Genomic DNA, 17681 nt, shown 5'->3' on the forward strand with positions numbered 1-17681 from the left:
TGATAGGCTTCGGTTGTGGCAGAGTGGAAGTCAGTAATAAAATGATACTTAAGCAGGGCAGCCGGCTAGGGTTAGTACTGCTTTACCATTGTTATCAAACGTCGCCCGAATTGTTTCATTTCCCTTAATTGTTGCACTGACATTACCTTGTGCAATTTCTGAACTAGTCACACGAATGTTACCTAGTTCACTGTTGCTTAATGTGTCATCAACATCAATGGTAAAACTAAGAACTTCATTGGCATTCATCGATACCCACAAAGGCAGTTGTTTATCACCATCGTTCACTTTATTGCCAGAATGCAGAGAGATATTACCCGATGTCACTTCAAAGGGTTGAAAAACTTCTACACCTTGACCTGATGCAGTGGTATCAAAAATTAAACGTCCTACGCTATTAGTTAAGTCAATATTTAAAGCCATCTCTTGTATGTTACATTTGCTATTATTACTGATTGAAAATTTATCTTTTGGCGCGCCATCGCGAAATTGGATTTGAATATTAGCGAATGCACCGACAGAGGTGATGCATAATATTAGTGCAGATAATAAATGTTTAAACATAATTTTAATCCTTTAAAAATGGCTACTAAATATTACGTTTATGAAGGTGACTAAGATCAGTTTAAGTAAAGCCTGCAGCAAAGGGAGAGAAGGATAACTAGAGAAACCTTTAAAGTACCGACAGATTTGCTAGTACTTTAAAGGTGAGTACAACTAACTTTGAATTATTTCGCTAGTTGAATGTTTTTTACTTTAAAGCTAAATCCAGCTTGAGAAGAACCCCAAGAAGCGAGTAATGCCAATGGTTTATTGACAGTGGTTATATCCAAACTGCCGGTATTTAAATCATTAATATTAGTGGTAACAGTATGCCATTCACCTGCAGCATAGTTGGCTTTTGGTAGTAGGTAATCATTGCCTACCCCATTTTCAGATTCCATTTTGATCACTAATCCCTCCGTGGCGGTTTCTCCATCATTTGCTGGTTCGCCGTAATTTTCAATAAATAAATCAAATGTTAATGTCCCTTCTACATAGTTTGATAGGTTTTGCGCATCGCCCTCAATATTAACAATACCTTTATAGCTTTCAGGGCTAGTGGCATTGTAAACAATGGATAATATGGTTTCATCATTGACGGTTTCTTCACTATAGGTGACGTGTCCTTCGATAGTAGACCAATCATCTGTAGTGGTTTGGTATGTACTTAGGTTAAGCCAAGTATCTTGGACAGTAACTTCATTACTGTCCAATGGAGGTAACGCATCTTCTTGTAATGCGTCACAGCTGATTGCGTCTGCGGCAGTATCTATGCTACTTGGGACGTAACGAATCTCACCTAAGTTAAACTCAACGGCTTCTGTTGAATATAATAGGAAAGGTGTATTTACTATTGAGAAGTCCATACCTTCGTCCACTAAGCAAGATAATGGCACTTTGATGGTTGTCCAGTTACTTTCATTTGCAGTGCTTGCTTCGGGTAAAGCTTTATTGATTGCCACTTCACCTAAACATGGCCACTCACAATGTGTGGACAGGATAAGACTTTCTGGAGCAGCTGTTTTCATATCGATATCAAATTGCAGAGTTGCATCGGCATTAACGTAACTGTATTTATCAATACCATTGGTATCGCTGGTCTGTAAATACACTTGAGCAGGTGATTCCCCACTAAAGCTAACATGGATTGCATCTTGTTGATGTAAGTAGTTAATTGGGGTGGTAGTGATCGAGCCAATGGTTGTTTCAGAGCCATTTGATACTTCTACTCCAGCCCATCCATTTGCTTCACCACTAATACGAGCGGTGAATTCACCAGAAGATTCTCGGCCGTATATCTCTAAATTGACGGTTGCTGTATCCGTGTCTGGCTCCGATTGACCACAACCATAATCTCGTTCATCAAGTTCGATATTGTCTAAATCAGTAGTAACTGATTGTGTTTCAATTGACGCATAAGCTAAGCCATAGCCGTAAGGAAACAGTGGTTTATGCTCTCCTTCAATATCTTGCTCAATCAATATGCCTGTTGTGCCATCTACTGGTGTGCTGTAATCGGCAATATTCGGTGCATGACGATTAATAGTGGTTGAACACACGGTCATTGGCCATGAGTAGGAGAGGCGACCTGTAAAATCCATGCCGTTATTAGCAAATAACACATCGGTGATGCCGCCTGCCTCTGTGCCAGGTAACCAAGCAGCAATAAATGCATCCGACGCATTGATCTCTTCATTTACGTACAAAGGGCGACCAGAATAGAATACAGTTACCACTTTATGACCCGCTTCTTTCATCTCTTGCACTGTTGCAAGGTCAGCTGCATAGGTTGCATCTAATGAAGAAAACGCTAAGGTTTGTGTAGATTTAATATCACCAAACATTTCTGCATAAGGATCTTCACCAATGACGACGATAGCAATTGCATCCTCTGGCGCTTCTGAAGCATTTGTAAAGACTTGTTCCGTCCCGACTACATCTTGAAAAGCCATTAATAACGTTGTTGAACCAGGAAAGTCATCTTCAATGGTGTTTTCAGTACCTTGCCAAGTTAAGCTCCAACCACCGGTTTGCTTTTGAATATCATTGGCTGCGCTACCGGTTACTATGTAACTTGCTTCCTTGCTTAATGGTAAAATATTATCTTTGTTTTTAAGTAATACTAGTGATTCACTCACTGCTTGTCGTGCTAAAGCTCTGTGTGCATCAGAGCCTAAGATATCAGCATCTCCAGCGAGTTCTCGTTGTGATGGTTTAGGTTTATTCCAAAGGTCTGCACGCATTTTGACACGTAAAATACGAGTAACTGCATCATTAATACGTTCAATGGCTATGGTGCCATCATTGACTTGGTCAATCACATTGCTGTAGAAAGCTTGCCAATCACTTCTTGAAGTAACCATGAATACATCGTTACCTGCATTCACCGCTTCAGGACAATTAGATGCAGTGCAACCAGTGATCTCTTGTTGACCATTCCAGTCAGTAACAATAATCCCATCAAAGCCCATTTTATCTTTTAAGATATCATTCAATAAATATTTACTACCGTGCAGTTTATAATTGTACTCACCGCTTTCTGTTTGGTCATAATTGGCTTGGTTGTGCCACGAATTAAAAGAGCTCATGACGACTTGAGCGCCAGCATCTAACCCAGCGAAATAGCCTGTCGCGTGGATATTACGAAGGTACTCTTCGCTATAATGATTCTCACCACGGTCTTCACCATCGAAGGTTCCACCATCTCCGACCCAATGTTTTACATTAGAGATAACATTGGTTTGACCTTTTAATCCTTCCGATCCACCTTGAAGGCCAGCTACCATTTGTCCTGCAAATTGGTAAATAATCTCAGGATCTTCTGAGTAGCCTTCATACACTCGACCCCAGCGATAATCACGAGGTGCCGCTACAGTAGGCGCGAAGGTCCAATCTAGGCCAGTTGCTACAATTTCTTGTGCGGTGGCGATACCAATTTCATAGATTAATTCAGGATTATTGGCCGCGCCTAAGCCAATGTTATGCGGGAAGACTGTTGCACGGTAAACATTGTTATGGCCGTGAACCGCATCGGTTGCCCACATAAAAGGAATCTTAAAAGGTCTATCTTCGTAGGCTTCTGCTAATGCATCATAATATTCGTCTGCTTTTTCTGCCCAATCTGCTGCGGTTGCATATTTATCATCATTAGGCCAAGCACCGCCGCCGTTTAATAACGAACCTAATTTATATTGTTTAGCTTCTTCAACAGTCACTTCACGGAGATCGGGTTGAATCATTTGACCTACTTTTTCTGCTAACGTCATTTGTTCCAGGATAGTGGCTATGGCTGCTTCAATACTTGGGTCAACGGCGACGGCACTATTGATTTTCGGCCAGTCTTGAAAATAAGGGACTTTCGAATCAACAGTTGTTATAGCGTTGTCGTTTGTAACTTCTTCCGTATCATTATTGCAGCCAGACAGTAATGCCATAGAGACAACACATGAAATAATCGATCTTTTATAATACATACATCTTCCTTGTAGTTTCCTGATAAAACACCTTTTCTCAGTTCTTCAATAAAAAATGAATGATTAACTGAGTTACCTAAGATGAAAAAAGTCAGCTTTTATAGATAAATCCTATGAGCTTTATGACTCTGTTTTATCTTTAATTTATCTGCTGTGTATTTTTAATTCGCTGAGCATTATAGGAAAAACTGCTAGTGAAAAAGCGATCAATATCTCTTATGTAATTGATTTTATGTAACAAAAGGTAACTAGTTTGTAACGCCTTTAATCTAATTATAGGGTTTTCAGTTGCAGGAAGTAGGGAATAAATAGATAACTCATTAGAGTTAATCAAATTTTTTAAAGCAAGGCTTAGTACTTCATTTACAAGGTAATCTTGGAGGCTAAAAGATGGTCATGTTATGGCTATATTGATGCCCTTTTTACTTTGTAACAAAAATCATCATTCGGTTACAAAGTAAAAAGTGGTCTTGCAAAAATTAAGACGTAATATCAAGAATATTCCATTTCTATTTGATCTTTAATCACGATTTATTACTTATGTTTAAAATGGTTTAGCATTTTCCAACTAGATCTTACAATTTGTGCAAATGGTCAGGAAACTGCACCAAAAGAGTACAAACTTTAATTTTTTTTAATGATTTCTGATCCAAATAAATTATTTAAAACACTGTTTAGCTAGCTATGGTAGGCATTGTTAACGTTTAAGTTTTTATTGGTCTGCTTTTTGCTAACTAACTGTAGTTAAGTGTTATTTGATGTTAAATAAAAGGGAGTTATTTATGAAGTTCAACAAATTAGTGACGGTTGCTGCTTTGGCTGTTAACGCGTTCTTGTTACCGACAACACAAGCTGCGGATGATCCATTAAAAGTGGGGTTTGTGTATGTGGGACCTGTGGGCGACCACGGTTGGAGTTATGAACATGATCAAGGCCGATTAGAGTTAGAAAAACACTTTGATGGTAAAGTAGAAACAACTTATGTTGAGAATGTACCCGAAGGTGCTGATGCTGAACGAGTTATCACTCAGTTAGCTAAGTCTGGCCATGATGTTATCTTCACGACCTCTTTTGGATTTATGAATCCAACCATTAAAGTGGCAAAACGTTTCCCTAAAGTGCATTTTGAAAACGCAACGGGTTACAAACGCAGTAAAAATGTGGGTACGTACTTATTAAGTACTTATCAAGGCCGTTATGTTTCTGGTGTTGCAGCAGGTATGGAAACAGAGTCTAACGTATTGGGTTATATTGCCTCTTTCCCAATTCCAGAAGTTATTCGTGATATCAATGCCGTTTATTTAGGCGCTAAAAGTGTTAACCCTGATGTAAAAATGAAAATTGTTTGGGTAAGCACTTGGTACGATCCAGGTAAAGAAGCTGATGCAGCAAATGCCTTAATGGATCAAGGTGCTGATGTGATTTTACAGCATACAGATAGTCCAGCACCGCTTATTGCTGCTGAAAAACGCGGTAAAATGGGGGTTGGCCAAGCCTCTGACATGAGCCACTTTGCACCTACTGCGCATATGTTCTCGGTACGTGATCATTGGGGACCTTACTACATTGATACCGTACAAAAGATCATGGATAACACTTGGAAACCTGAAGATTACTGGGGCGGTTTCAAAGAAGAGATTTTACAAATCGTCTCTGTTAATCCAAATCTGAGTGATGAGATTAAAACAGCCATCAGTGAAACTGAAGCAAAAATTAAATCGGGTGAATTCCATCCATTCACAGGGCCAATGAAGGATAACCAAGGTAATGAAGTTATCCCTGCTGGCAAAACACTAACTGATGAAGAGTTAGCTGGTGTGATGTGGTATGTAGAAGGCATCGATGCAAAAATTCCACAATAAATAGCCTCCTTACTTAGTGCTAGTTCGCTAGCACTAATTTTCCTCGCTCAATTAAATACCCAATTTTAGGATATACACTATGACCTTAAACTTACCCATCATTGATATAACGGCACTGCAAAGTGATGATATTAGCCAGTGGAGTGATGTGATCACTGCCATTGATAAAGCATGTCGTGATACTGGATTTTTTTACGTGACAGGTCATGGCATTCCTAAACAGCAGTTTGATAACGTACAGTCGATGGCAAACACTTTCTTCTCTTTACCTGAGTTTGCTAAACAAAAAATTAATATTCAGCATTCAAGCAATCACCGTGGGTGGGGGCAAGTGAGTGCTGAACAACTAGATCCTAATGGACCTAGTGATCATAAAGAAACCTTTGATATGGCCTTAGACCTTAGCCCATATCATCCTCAAGTAGCTCGTTGTGGGCAATTATATGGACCAAATCAATATCCTAACGTCGATGGCTTTATTCAATTAATGCAACAACAATATCAATTGAGTATGGAGGTTGCCTTAAGAATTTTAAAAGCAATGGCTTTAGCATTATCGTTACCAATTGACTTTTTTAGTCAACATTTTAGTTATCCTGTGAGTGTCTTACGTTTAATTCATTACCCACCTCAACAAGGCCAACAAAATGGTGCTGGAGCACATACGGATTATGGTTGTATTACCTTGTTATACCAAGATCATATTGGTGGATTACAGGTCCAAGATCGCCATGGTAATTGGCTAGATGCTACACCGGTTGAAAACAGCTTTGTGGTGAACATTGGTGATTTAATGCAGCGTTGGACCAATGACTGCTATAAATCAACCAAACATAGGGTAACAAGTCCAACTTCTCAAACAACGCGTTTTTCAATGCCATTCTTTGTTGAACCAAACTTTGATACGCCGGTGGCAACAATAGAATCATGCTTACAACCTGGTGAAGCACCTGTTTACCAAGATGTGACTGCTGGTGATTGGATTTTGTCACGCTTCGCGGATACTTATGAATACCGTAATGAAGAGATAGAGTAGCGGCAATCTACTTTGGCTAACAAAGTTAGTAATTAAGCAAAAATTTGCCCAAGGAGACAAGGGTAAATACATGCATTAATGGATCAAAATAGTGCATGAGAGATCAATAAGGAACAAACGATAATATGGCAAATTTTCCCCTACTCAAACTATGGAATGTGAGTAAAATTTTTCCAGGTGTCATTGCAAATGACAATGTCAATATGAGCCTCAATAAGGGCGAAATATTAGCATTATTAGGTGAAAATGGCGCAGGTAAGTCCACCTTAGTGAAAATGATTTATGGGGTCAATCAACCCGACACTGGTGCTATTTTTTGGAATAATCGAGAAGTCGATATTCACTCTCCAAACCAAGCTCGTGCCATGGGAATTGGCATGGTATTTCAGCATTTTTCTGTGTTTGAAACTTTAACTGTTCAAGAAAATATAGAGTTGGGTTTAGATAAAGAGTTTGTGCAACAACTAGATGATCTGCGCCAAGAGATTATTGATATTAGTAAAAAGTATGACCTACATGTTGACCCTGACCGCTATGTGCACAGTCTGAGTATTGGGGAGCGTCAACGCGTTGAGATTTTGCGTTGTTTGATTCAAAACGTAAAGCTACTTATTTTAGATGAACCTACTTCAGTATTAACACCTCATGAAGTCTCTGGTTTATTTAGAGTATTAAAAAAACTCGCCAGTGAAGGTGGCAGTGTTTTATTTATTAGTCATAAATTAAAAGAGGTCACTGAATTATGCGATCGGGCCGTTATTTTGCGCGGCGGTGTAGTGACAGGTGAATGTATTCCAGCACAAGAAACACCTGAATCGATTGCAAGAATGATGGTAGGGAGTGAGGCAATACTTTCTGAAAACTATCCAAAAACACTCACAGAAGACTCTATATTTACTGCACAGCAATTAACATTAGCACCAACTAACCCCTTTGGATGTGGTTTAACTGATGTCTCTTTAACACTTAGAAAAGGTGAAATATTAGGTGTTGCAGGTGTTGCTGGTAATGGACAAGAGGACTTATTAGAAGCATTAAGTGGTGAAGATACACGTGCAGATAAAGCCAGTATCACTTTTGCAGGGCAACAGATTGGTAACTTAAATGCTGGAGCAAGAAGGGCATTAGGTATGGCGTATGTCCCAGCGGATCGTCTCGGTCAAGGTGCTGTACCTGAAATGAGTTTAACCGATAATACATTATTAACAAATACAGCTTCGATCATTGAGCGAGGTTTTATTATGGGTAATAAGTTAAAAGCCTTGGCCAAGAAGATTATTATTGATAATAACGTCAAATGTCACAACCAAAACTCACAAGCCAAAAGTTTATCTGGCGGTAATTTACAAAAATTTATTATTGGGCGAGAAGTCCAACAATCTCCAACAGTATTGATTTGTGCTCATCCTACCTGGGGGGTTGATATTGGTGCTGCCAGTGCTATACACCGTCAATTAATTGCATTACGCGATCAAGGAGCGGCTATTTTAATTATCTCGGAAGATATTGATGAATTGTTTGTGGTCTGCGATAGATTAACCGCTTTGTATGAAGGCCGCTTGTCACCGATTGTTGAAACGCAACATACGAATATCGAAGAGATAGGTAAATGGATCGCTGGTGGCTTCATTGAACACAAGGAGGCGAACCATGCTTAATGTTCAACCTCGTATAGAAAGTGCGAAATTAATGGCTTGGTTATCGCCTTTTATTGCGATCTGCTTAACCATGTTAGCGTCTAGTTTGATGTTTATCTTATTAGATGTGAGTCCACTAAGAGCCTTTGAAGTGTTTGTGATCATGCCGCTTAGCGATAGTTATAATATCGGTGAATTAATGGTAAAAGCTGCACCCTTGATGTTGTGTGCGACCGGATTAGCTATCTGTTTTCGCGCTAATGTTTGGAATATTGGGGCGGAAGGTCAATTATTAATTGGCGCAGTGGTCAGTAGTTATTTTGCAATACAAGCAGGTGAAAATGCAGGCGTTGGAATGATGATCTTGATCTTGACTTCAGGGGTGATTGCCGGTGCTTTTTGGGCTGCTATCCCTACAGCATTAGACCGTTTTTTCAAAACCAATATTATTCTTTCCACCATTATGCTTAATTACATTGGCTTATATACTTTGTTATGGGCAGTGCATGGACCCTTAGCAGATCCACAAGGTTTTGGTTTTCCTGAATCGGCTATGTTTGCTGATGCGATCCTGTTGCCATTAATTCAAGAAGATGGGCGAGCTTCCATTAGTATTGTCATTGCTATTATTGTTGCACTTATTACTGGCCTTGCTTTGTTTAAAACATTGCCAGGCTTTATTGTGCGCGTTTATGGAGAAGATAAAGCAGCAGCGCGTTACGCTGGTTTTAGTAGTAATAAAGTCGTATGGGGCGTGATGTTATTTGCTGGAGCATTAGCAGGTTTTGCTGGTGCGGCAGAGGTTACAGGGCCCATTGGCCAGTTAATCCCATCGGTGTCACCTGGTTACGGTTATGCAGCAATTATTGTGGCTTATCTTGGTCGATTAAATCCTTTCGGTATTATTATTTCTGCGTTATTTATGGGCTGTTTGTATATGGGCAGCGACTTAGCACAGATAGAGTTAGGTCTACCGACGGCTATCACTGGTTTATTTCAAGGTATTTTATTGTTCTTTATGCTCGCATGTGATTTTTTAATTAATTATAAAATATCATTTTCGTCTAAAAAAATACCTGAAAAACCAGTACTAGCATCATCCGCTGACAGTGAATTAGTCTCTAGCAGCGAAAGCAATAAATAGGAAGGAACGGAACATGGATATGGAACTCATTCAACAAATATTAATTGCTGCACTGAAAACAGGAACGCCTTTATTACTTATCGCATTAGGTGAACTGGTAACCGAAAAATCAGGTGTCCTTAATCTAGGACAAGAAGGGATGGTACTGATGGGCGCAATGGCAGGTTTTGCTGGCGCGTATTATACAGGTAATTTGTTTTTTTTATAACCCTGGTCACAAAATGCACACTTCGTAATTGAATCTATCCTTTTCCCCTTCTTTTTCTTGACTTTATTGTGCTATGTTAAACTTGCACAGTATGAAGCTAAATAAGTCTTTTAGTAAATTTAATGCATAGTTCGGGGGGGGGATGGATAAATCAGTCGTAATATCTTCTGGTGAGAATATTGATACATCAAACTCTGTCGCTCATGAAAATTCTGATGAGTATCCAAACGCACTTCTACTTGTTGCTGAAGGTGTGGCGGTTTTTAATGATAAAATGGAATTGCTGCCACTCATCTCCGACTTTCTTACCCACTACAGAAGTGATCATAGTGATTACTCCGTAAAAACCTACGCAAACAACTTACGTTATTTAGTTAAATATCTGACTACGTATGATGAGTATCACATTGGTTCGAAACGAGACGATTGTTTGTTGACTGTACATGTAACTGAAATTCAGAAATATTTTAATTATTGTAAAAGTGATAACAACAAGGATGGTACAAAGAAACAGCCGATAAGTGGAAAAACAATATCAAACAGAGACGCTACTTTTGGCAGATTCTTCTCTGATTTTCTATGTAATCCTCCCTCTGGCTATAAACTCATTAGACAAGAAAATCCTTATGAGAATGGTAGCCTAACAGTTGGGGCTAAAGAGTCGCTAATTAAGCCTGCACTTTTTACAGATATTGAAGCCTTGATTCGAGTTGCTAATCATGAAAGAGAGAAAAGCCTCATTCAATTCATGTTCGACTCAGGTGTTCGTAGACAAGAAGTAGAAGATATATGCCAAGAAACAATTTCACAATTATCGAGTGTAGCTCGGAAAAGTATAATCGAAGATGAATACACGTTCAAAATACCTAGCGAATATGTCGCAATGGAAATTAAGGGCAACAAAGGGCGAGGAAGGGAAGCTAAATTCCGAAATACAGTTGTTTCAAAAGAGACTATCAATAGAGTTCAAAGATATCACTCAAGCATCGAATATAAAAAACACAAGCGAAAGTGGGGAAGCAATCCTGTTCCTGCCTTCTTAAATGAAGAAGGTAATCCTTATACTGCAAGGGCTGTTAGTAAACTAATAACAAAGCTATCTAAAAGAGCGTTAAAACTTGGGTTAATCAAAGCCCTACTATCACCACACAAAATTCGACATGGTTTTGGCGCTATGATTCTAAATTCTGAGGATCTAGGTAAGACAAAGTTGGACAGGCTTTTACTGTTGCAACAGTGCCTTGGGCATGAATCTTTAGACACAACACAAAAGTATACAAAAATACCAGTCGGGGTGTGGGAAAAATTTGTAGATCGCAATGGTGTGGAACTCAAAAGATATCTGTTGATGAGAAAACTAACGGATAGAACCAGAGTTAAGAAAGGAATGGTGAAATGAAATATGAGGAATACAGAAGGCGTCTACTGAATTGGTGGCAGTCATTGACGGATGAGCAAAAAATGGTGCTCCCAACCGCAAACAACACCATCGACCTGCGTGATCTCTTTAGTGATGCGCCGATAAGCTATTACACAATACGCAGAAACCTAAAAGAAGATGTTAAGAAGATAGAAGCAGAGCTTAAGGTGTTAGGTGTTTTGTTCGATGTTGATGCATACAGAGAACGTTTGCTTAATTGGTGGCAGTTGTTGTCAGATGATCAAAAAAAGGGACTCCCAACCGTAAATAACACCATCGACTTGCGTGATCTATTTGGTGGAGTACCTTTAAGCTATGGTTCGATACGTCAATACCTGCAAGAAGATATCAATAAGATAGACGCAGAGCTTAAGGCATTAGATGTTTTATTCGATGTTAAAGCATACAAAGATCGCCTGCTCAATTGGTGGGGGGCGTTGACGGATGAACAAAAAAAGGCGCTTCCAACCGTAAAAAACACTATCAACTTACGTGATCTATTTGATGGTGCACCGATAGGGCATGGTGCGATACGTCAATACCTGAAAGAAGAGATTGATAAGATAGACGCTGAACTTAAGGCGTTAGGTGCTTTCTTCAATGTTGAAATATGTAGAAAGCGCCTGCTCAATTGGTGGGGGGCGTTGACGGATGAACAAAAAAAGACGCTTCCAACCGTAAATAACACCATTGATTTGCGTGATTTTTTTAGTGATGCTCCGATAAGCTATTACACAATACGTAAAAACCTAAAAGAATATGTCAAGAAGATAGATGCAGAGCTTAAGGCATTAGGTGTTTTATTCGATGTTGAAGCATACAGAGAACGTTTGATTAATTGGTGGGGGGCGTTGACGGATGAACAAAAAAAGACGCTCCCAACCGCAAGCAACACTATCGACTTGCGTGATCTATTTGATGGAGTACCTTTAAAATATGCTTCGATACGTCAATACCTACAAGAAGACATCAAGAAGATAGACGCAGAGCTTAAGGCATTAGGTATTTTATCCGATGTTGAAGCATACAGAGAACGTCTGATTAATTGGTGGCAGTCGTTGACGGATGCTCAAAAGAGGGTGGTCCCAACTATAAACAACACAATTGATTTTAGAGATCTATTTAGTGATGCACCGACAAGCTATTACACAATACGCAAAAACTTAAAAAAAGATGTAAAGAAGATAGATACAGAGCTTAAATCATTAAATATTTTATTTGATTGTGAAGCATACAGAGAGCTTCTCCTCAATTACTGGCAGTCTTTAACGGATGAACAAAAGAAGGCTGTCCCAACCCAAAAAAACACAATTGACTTGCGTTTTCTATTTAGTGAAGCACCGATAAACTATCCCGAAGTACGCAAACACTTAAAAGAAGATATCGAGAAGATAGTTGCAGAGCTAAAAACATTAGGTGTTTTACTCAATGTTGATGAAGAGGTGGTTGCTACATTGATGTGTGGCTTTATCTCTGAATGTAAAGCTAATCCAGACTTGTTATGGGATATTGAGCTAACATCTCATATGGTCTTACACTCAAAGGTGGTAGCTGGAGATCCTGACAGGTACTTTGAGGAATTTGGACTTGTTTCTAAAGCATACTTGATGAACAAGTTTTCGTGCTCATCCAAAAGTCTTGATAAGCCTGCTTTGCTTGATCTTAGAAAACAGCTTAACCAACTGCTGTTGAATTATGAAGTATCACTTCCATACCGTCAAATCAAAGATAGTAGTCATGCTGTCGGTCATGATCTTAATAATCGAAGAATGTTCCTTCAATGGAAAAATAGCTTAACGTATGAAGAAAAACAGGCACTTCCAATGCTTGGAAATACAATTAAGCAAGAAGCATTCAGTAACGTAATTCCAACCGAACATGGAGCAACGAAACGTCCATTACTAAAAACTGAATATCAACGTTTCTCAAGGGAGGTTGCTGAACTCAAAGGCATCAGCACCTGTTACAAAACAGTTAAAGAACGTGAAGCAATACGTAAAGAAAATGCTTTAAACAAAGAAGAAAGCAAGTTTTTGGCATTTATCAAATTGCGGTATAAAAAACTGGTTTCCATTGATGACTTTAGCTCTAAAAAGGGGGGCTGCAAGGATGTGCAGCATGCATTTGCAGTTGGATCTTTAAAGGCTACATCAAAATCAGGAATCATGAATTACTATATCGGATACAAGCATTATTGTGACTTCTTAGAAAGTAAAGGGGGCTCGCCTGATAGCAGTTATAGAGCTAGCTTTAACTCATGGTCTCTGAAAGATTTTAAAGAGTATTTAGGCGATAAAATTGCTGAAACTGCGCTATCGACATCATCTGCAACCACAATATTATCGGCGCTGCGAATGACGTTGAACAAATTGAAAAAAATTCGAAATTTCGAATTCAGTTATTACCCTGCCGACGGATTTGAAATCGTCAGAGAATCTATAATATATAAGCCATACTCACCTAATGAACGAAAGCAAATACACGAAATGCTAGAGCAGGAAATGGTGTTAGCTAAAAAGAAACTAGCCCCATACCAAAAATTAGATAGAAAGAATGCCGATCTTGATGATCCAAAGATCCAAGCAAGGGTCATTTTTGAAGATGATTGTAACTGTATAATCACCTACAATGGCTCTAGGGGAAGGGCAGCAAAAGATCGTATAAAAGGACATAATAAACTTATAAATTTTGTTTCTGCAAGAAGGATTTCTCTAGTTGAACTTTACAAAGAATGGGGGGTGTTAACTCGGAAAGTGATAAGTCGTGATATCGGCGTGTATATATTAAAAATGGCGCAAGTTCTGGGTATGAATTTAAATTCCATTCTTGACCTAGAATTGGATGATTACCAAGAACACCATTCACTTACTAACAAGCCCTGCTTAACCTACTGGAAAGAGCGTTCAACAGGGGAAAAAATGTTACATCTAGACTTATTTCATGCTGATCTGCAATGGCTAACAATAAGCCAGAAGCACTTTGTTGAAAAGGTGTTTGATGAAGTTACTCAATTGACTTTGGAGACAAGAAAATATGCGCCAGATGAAATATCAAACAGGCTTTTTATAACATTTCACAAGAAAGTTACTACGATAACCGAAAACACTATGCCTCAATTATACTCTGAACTGATCGATGAATATCAGCTAAAAGATGATAATGGTGAACCGTTGACGCTCACTACAACCAGATTCAGACCCACCCTCGTGAGTGAGTTAATCGAAGCTGGCGTATCAATAAGAGAAATTCAATATATGTTAGGACACTCTTCCATTTTTACAACAATAGGTTACATTGATAAATTAGAACTTGATAGGGTCATAAGAGGTAAAGCAAGAAAGGCAATAGAAGACATTTATAGTAACACTGTTCACGCAAGAGAACAGGATTCTAGTAAGAAACAACCGCGTAGATTTGATGAAAATCAGATTATCATGAAAACCCCTTTAGGGGGCTGCAAAAACATATTTGATCCACCCGACTTTATTAAGAAATCATCTTTGTACGTTAAGGGAAAACCCTGTTCTCAATACAATAAGTGCATATCTTGTGACAATGTGATGCTGACAGAGAAGCATCTTCCTGAACTATTTGCGATGCAAAGAGACTATTTGGCATCACTAGAAAGTAGTACCGTTATCAATACGCCCTACCATATCGTTGTGCTAGAAAATATCTCACTGCTTGACGATATTTTGAATCCCGAAACTTCGGAGTTTGAAGAAGATATTTTGATACAAGCGAAAGAAGACTCGTTATTTATTGAAACTACTATATTGGATAACTAGGGGCGTTAACAATGGAACAACAAAATATAGATCACTTGGAGAAAATAAATCAATATTGGCAAGAGGTTTTTTCCAATCTGTTAATTTTGAACAATATTAATAATGATAAAGTTAGTGGTGAGGTTATACCATATATCGCGCAACTTGCTCTTTTGCCAGTATCCAAGAAGAGCATTTTTAGCGATATGCTGTGGGATTACGATTGGGATACTCGAAATCGAGCTGCCTCAGTTACATTAACACGCGTTCAGCTTGATTTTGTCAAATATCAGCACATACCGCTCGGTGTGATAACCGAAATTAAGTGCCTATTTTTAGCAGTTAAAGCATCCCCAAAAGATTTTGGTCATAGAAAAAACGAAATAAAGCCTCATACTTTGATTGCCGTATTCCAACTTGGACTGGTATTTTTGAATTTTGTTTTTTCTGAAATGGAGAGACTACTTGGCAAAGAGTATGTGCAAGAGCAGTGCAGTAAACTCTCTGGAATCACCTTGCTGGATTTTGAAGAGGCAGCAAAAAAGACCACGTTGAAAATATCAAGCGAGAAAAGAACACAAAGTAGCTATAAAACTTTTTTTGACTACTTAAATACTCATAAAGCAAAAGATGAAATCGGTATCGAATGTAACGCCGATTATGGTGCAATAAAAAAAGCGTATGAGGAAAATTCTAAGAAGAGTAATTATAAGAAAAAAAAGAAGCTCCCCTATCTTGAAACAAAAGAGTTCGATTTAGCTCTCAAGAAAGCTTCATTTAATGTAGTGAGCTTCTTAAAAGCTGTTGGTGAAGAAGAGAATGATCCTGTTATGGCTAAACATTACCAGACGCTAGCCACAAAGTATGAAGAGTTCTCATACTCAAAACAAGAATTCGAGGACTATGGCGCTTATCGTTTACATCGTAAAGGATACTCACTGGCAGATATCAACACTATTTTCCCTGATAACCAAGTAGCAAAATTTGATTCCAGTATAGAACCAACTAATGCAATGGTAGAGACAAAATATCGGAAAAAATTTAACTATATCGGACCTCTCAAAATTGCAATTAATAAAGCGTTTTATTCGGCGCTATGGGTTATCGGCTCCCTCATGGGAGCAAGACCAAATGTGTATTCGGCTTTGAAGATTGATGACTGTCTGGATTTGAAAGACAACACTATAGTCTCTGAAGAGCACAAAGGGCGAGATAATCGTTGGAATTTGTTTAATGATCGTTGGGTAGCGATACCAATCATGATCGATGCAATAAAAGTAGTTGAGTTGATAGGTGGTAAGGTTTTTCAGAACACATATGTGTTTGGAAATATTTTTACATTAAAGCCAGATGAAATAAACACACCTATGACAGCCCTTTCTCAGGCTATTAAAAATGGTTTTCAGGCTTTCACGGGACGATCTCCAGATGATATTAACAGCAAACTCAATGGGTATGTATTCAGGCACAGTTTAGCGCACCAAATGTATCGAGCAGATGTCGGTTTACCAGTCATTTCTTACCAACTCAAACATGTAGTATCGATAACAGATGCGCTCGCACGTAAAGGTAAAGTTAGTCAAACAACACTCGGGTATGGGGGGATAGCTAATCAATTAACAACTGTTGATAGCAAGTCGTTAAATTTAAGGCATATTGCTGAATTAGAAGCGGTTAAAGCCAACTTTGATCCTCACGGTAAATACATGGGTGGAAAAGCCGAGGAACACCTTTCTAAGATCAAAAAATTCTTCAATGGTTGCATGGAAGCGGGCTATACAGAAGAAGAAATATATGAAGCAATGGTTGAACAAGGTTTGGCAATCATCAATGTGGGTAGTGGTTATTGCTTCGGCGGAGTCGAAGACTTCGATGAGACCTTGCCATGTATTGGTAGTTTAAGGTGTAACCCTAACCGTTGTCGCAATGCCATAGTAACCAAAGCAAATGCGCCTAAATGGCGAGAAATATACCTTTCTAATTTAAAATTGGTCGGTGCTGAGGGATACGAAGATAGACAAGATCAGATTGGTGAAGCTATAGACGAATCGAAAAGGGTTTTAGAATATTTGGGCGAGGAACTGATCTGATGGCTGAATATGATAAAAAAAATCAAGAAGTTTACGATGAAAATACCGATAAAATCTGGTCTGCATTGGATGCTATAAGGCAAGATAAGAAGCTAAAGGCAACTAAAGCTCAAGTGGCTACGTTAACTGGACTTCATCGTAATAATTTTGGTGGTGAAAGCTCAAGGGCTTGGGTTAGTTCTGAGCTTGATCTAATTAAACAGCAACGACAAGAAGAATCAAAGCGCACCCAAATAACTAAAAAACAACAAGAAAAGAACTTGCAGGAGTTACTTGATCAGTCAAAGCTAGAAATTTTACATTGGTTCACTAAATACTCAGAGTCAGAAAGAGAGTTAAATAAATTAAGAACACGCTCTAAACGTGATTATGAAAGTCTCGAATGGCATAAAGCAGCTATCGAAAAAGAGCGGAAAGCCAAAAAATTGCTTGAGGAGAGGATTGAACTATTGGAGAGCTTATTAAATGAGGAATCAGTGAAGAATGGAGCTTAACGCCCCA

The 17681-nt window shown here is 38.7% G+C and carries 11 protein-coding genes; 9 read left to right on the top strand and 2 right to left on the bottom strand.

The genetic code is table 11. From position 1 onward, the window contains the following. Positions 1 to 48 precede the first annotated feature (48 nt). Together AC0L3W_RS03840 and AC0L3W_RS03845 are read right to left on the bottom strand one after the other, a co-directional pair. Entirely contained in the window at positions 49 to 564 is a 516-nt protein-coding gene (locus AC0L3W_RS03840; RefSeq protein ID WP_409439634.1) for a hypothetical protein, read from the bottom strand. 164 nt (positions 565 to 728) lie between these two features. Continuing rightward, the gene (locus AC0L3W_RS03845) at positions 729 to 4016 is read right to left on the bottom strand and encodes a glycoside hydrolase family 3 protein (RefSeq protein WP_409439633.1); all 3288 of its coding nucleotides are present in this window, start codon (positions 4014 to 4016) and stop codon (positions 729 to 731) included. Between the two features lie 782 nt (positions 4017 to 4798). Here AC0L3W_RS03845 and AC0L3W_RS03850 point away from each other — a divergent pair. The 9 genes from AC0L3W_RS03850 to AC0L3W_RS03890 all read left to right on the top strand — a co-directional run bounded on the left by AC0L3W_RS03850 (position 4799) and on the right by AC0L3W_RS03890 (position 17674). After that, positions 4799 to 5878: a BMP family ABC transporter substrate-binding protein gene (locus AC0L3W_RS03850; protein ID WP_409439632.1), complete on the top strand. Its 1080-nt coding sequence runs from the start codon at positions 4799 to 4801 to the stop codon at positions 5876 to 5878. A 79-nt stretch (positions 5879 to 5957) separates the two neighbouring features. Further along, the gene (locus AC0L3W_RS03855; protein WP_290039231.1) at positions 5958 to 6914 is read left to right on the top strand and encodes an isopenicillin N synthase family dioxygenase; all 957 of its coding nucleotides are present in this window, start codon (positions 5958 to 5960) and stop codon (positions 6912 to 6914) included. Between the two features lie 125 nt (positions 6915 to 7039). Next, positions 7040 to 8572, top strand: coding sequence for an ABC transporter ATP-binding protein (locus AC0L3W_RS03860; protein ID WP_409439631.1), 1533 nt, complete (start codon positions 7040 to 7042; stop codon positions 8570 to 8572). Then, positions 8565 to 9695 carry an ABC transporter permease gene (locus AC0L3W_RS03865; RefSeq protein WP_290039233.1) on the top strand — a complete coding sequence of 377 codons (1131 nt, stop codon included), beginning with the start codon at positions 8565 to 8567 and terminating at the stop codon, positions 9693 to 9695. Before AC0L3W_RS03860 ends, AC0L3W_RS03865 begins: the two co-directional genes overlap by 8 nt. Positions 9696 to 9708: 13 nt before the next feature. Continuing rightward, positions 9709 to 9903: a hypothetical protein gene (locus tag AC0L3W_RS03870; RefSeq protein ID WP_409439630.1), complete on the top strand. Its 195-nt coding sequence runs from the start codon at positions 9709 to 9711 to the stop codon at positions 9901 to 9903. A 142-nt stretch (positions 9904 to 10045) separates the two neighbouring features. Next, positions 10046 to 11302, top strand: a complete 1257-nt coding sequence (locus tag AC0L3W_RS03875; protein ID WP_409438750.1) for a tyrosine-type recombinase/integrase — start codon at positions 10046 to 10048, stop codon at positions 11300 to 11302. Then, a complete protein-coding gene (locus AC0L3W_RS03880) occupies positions 11299 to 15111 on the top strand; it encodes a tyrosine-type recombinase/integrase (protein ID WP_409439629.1) in 3813 nt (1270 codons plus the stop codon). Before AC0L3W_RS03875 ends, AC0L3W_RS03880 begins: the two co-directional genes overlap by 4 nt. A gap of 11 nt (positions 15112 to 15122) precedes the next feature. Next, entirely contained in the window at positions 15123 to 17180 is a 2058-nt protein-coding gene (locus AC0L3W_RS03885) for a hypothetical protein (RefSeq protein WP_409438753.1), read from the top strand. Next, a complete protein-coding gene (locus AC0L3W_RS03890) occupies positions 17180 to 17674 on the top strand; it encodes a hypothetical protein (protein WP_409438754.1) in 495 nt (164 codons plus the stop codon). Before AC0L3W_RS03885 ends, AC0L3W_RS03890 begins: the two co-directional genes overlap by 1 nt. Positions 17675 to 17681 lie beyond the last annotated feature (7 nt).

The organism is Psychromonas sp. KJ10-5, from assembly GCF_055808325.1.

What these genes read in the sequence shown, in the direction of transcription:
- AC0L3W_RS03840 (WP_409439634.1), bottom strand. Translation starts at nt 564, where the DNA reads ATGTTTAAACATTTATTATCTGCACTAATATTATGCATCACCTCTGTC.
- AC0L3W_RS03845 (WP_409439633.1), bottom strand. Translation starts at nt 4,016, where the DNA reads ATGTATTATAAAAGATCGATTATTTCATGTGTTGTCTCTATGGCATTA.
- AC0L3W_RS03850 (WP_409439632.1), top strand. Translation starts at nt 4,799, where the DNA reads ATGAAGTTCAACAAATTAGTGACGGTTGCTGCTTTGGCTGTTAACGCG.
- AC0L3W_RS03855 (WP_290039231.1), top strand. Translation starts at nt 5,958, where the DNA reads ATGACCTTAAACTTACCCATCATTGATATAACGGCACTGCAAAGTGAT.
- AC0L3W_RS03860 (WP_409439631.1), top strand. Translation starts at nt 7,040, where the DNA reads ATGGCAAATTTTCCCCTACTCAAACTATGGAATGTGAGTAAAATTTTT.
- AC0L3W_RS03865 (WP_290039233.1), top strand. Translation starts at nt 8,565, where the DNA reads ATGCTTAATGTTCAACCTCGTATAGAAAGTGCGAAATTAATGGCTTGG.
- AC0L3W_RS03870 (WP_409439630.1), top strand. Translation starts at nt 9,709, where the DNA reads ATGGATATGGAACTCATTCAACAAATATTAATTGCTGCACTGAAAACA.
- AC0L3W_RS03875 (WP_409438750.1), top strand. Translation starts at nt 10,046, where the DNA reads ATGGATAAATCAGTCGTAATATCTTCTGGTGAGAATATTGATACATCA.
- AC0L3W_RS03880 (WP_409439629.1), top strand. Translation starts at nt 11,299, where the DNA reads ATGAAATATGAGGAATACAGAAGGCGTCTACTGAATTGGTGGCAGTCA.
- AC0L3W_RS03885 (WP_409438753.1), top strand. Translation starts at nt 15,123, where the DNA reads ATGGAACAACAAAATATAGATCACTTGGAGAAAATAAATCAATATTGG.
- AC0L3W_RS03890 (WP_409438754.1), top strand. Translation starts at nt 17,180, where the DNA reads ATGGCTGAATATGATAAAAAAAATCAAGAAGTTTACGATGAAAATACC.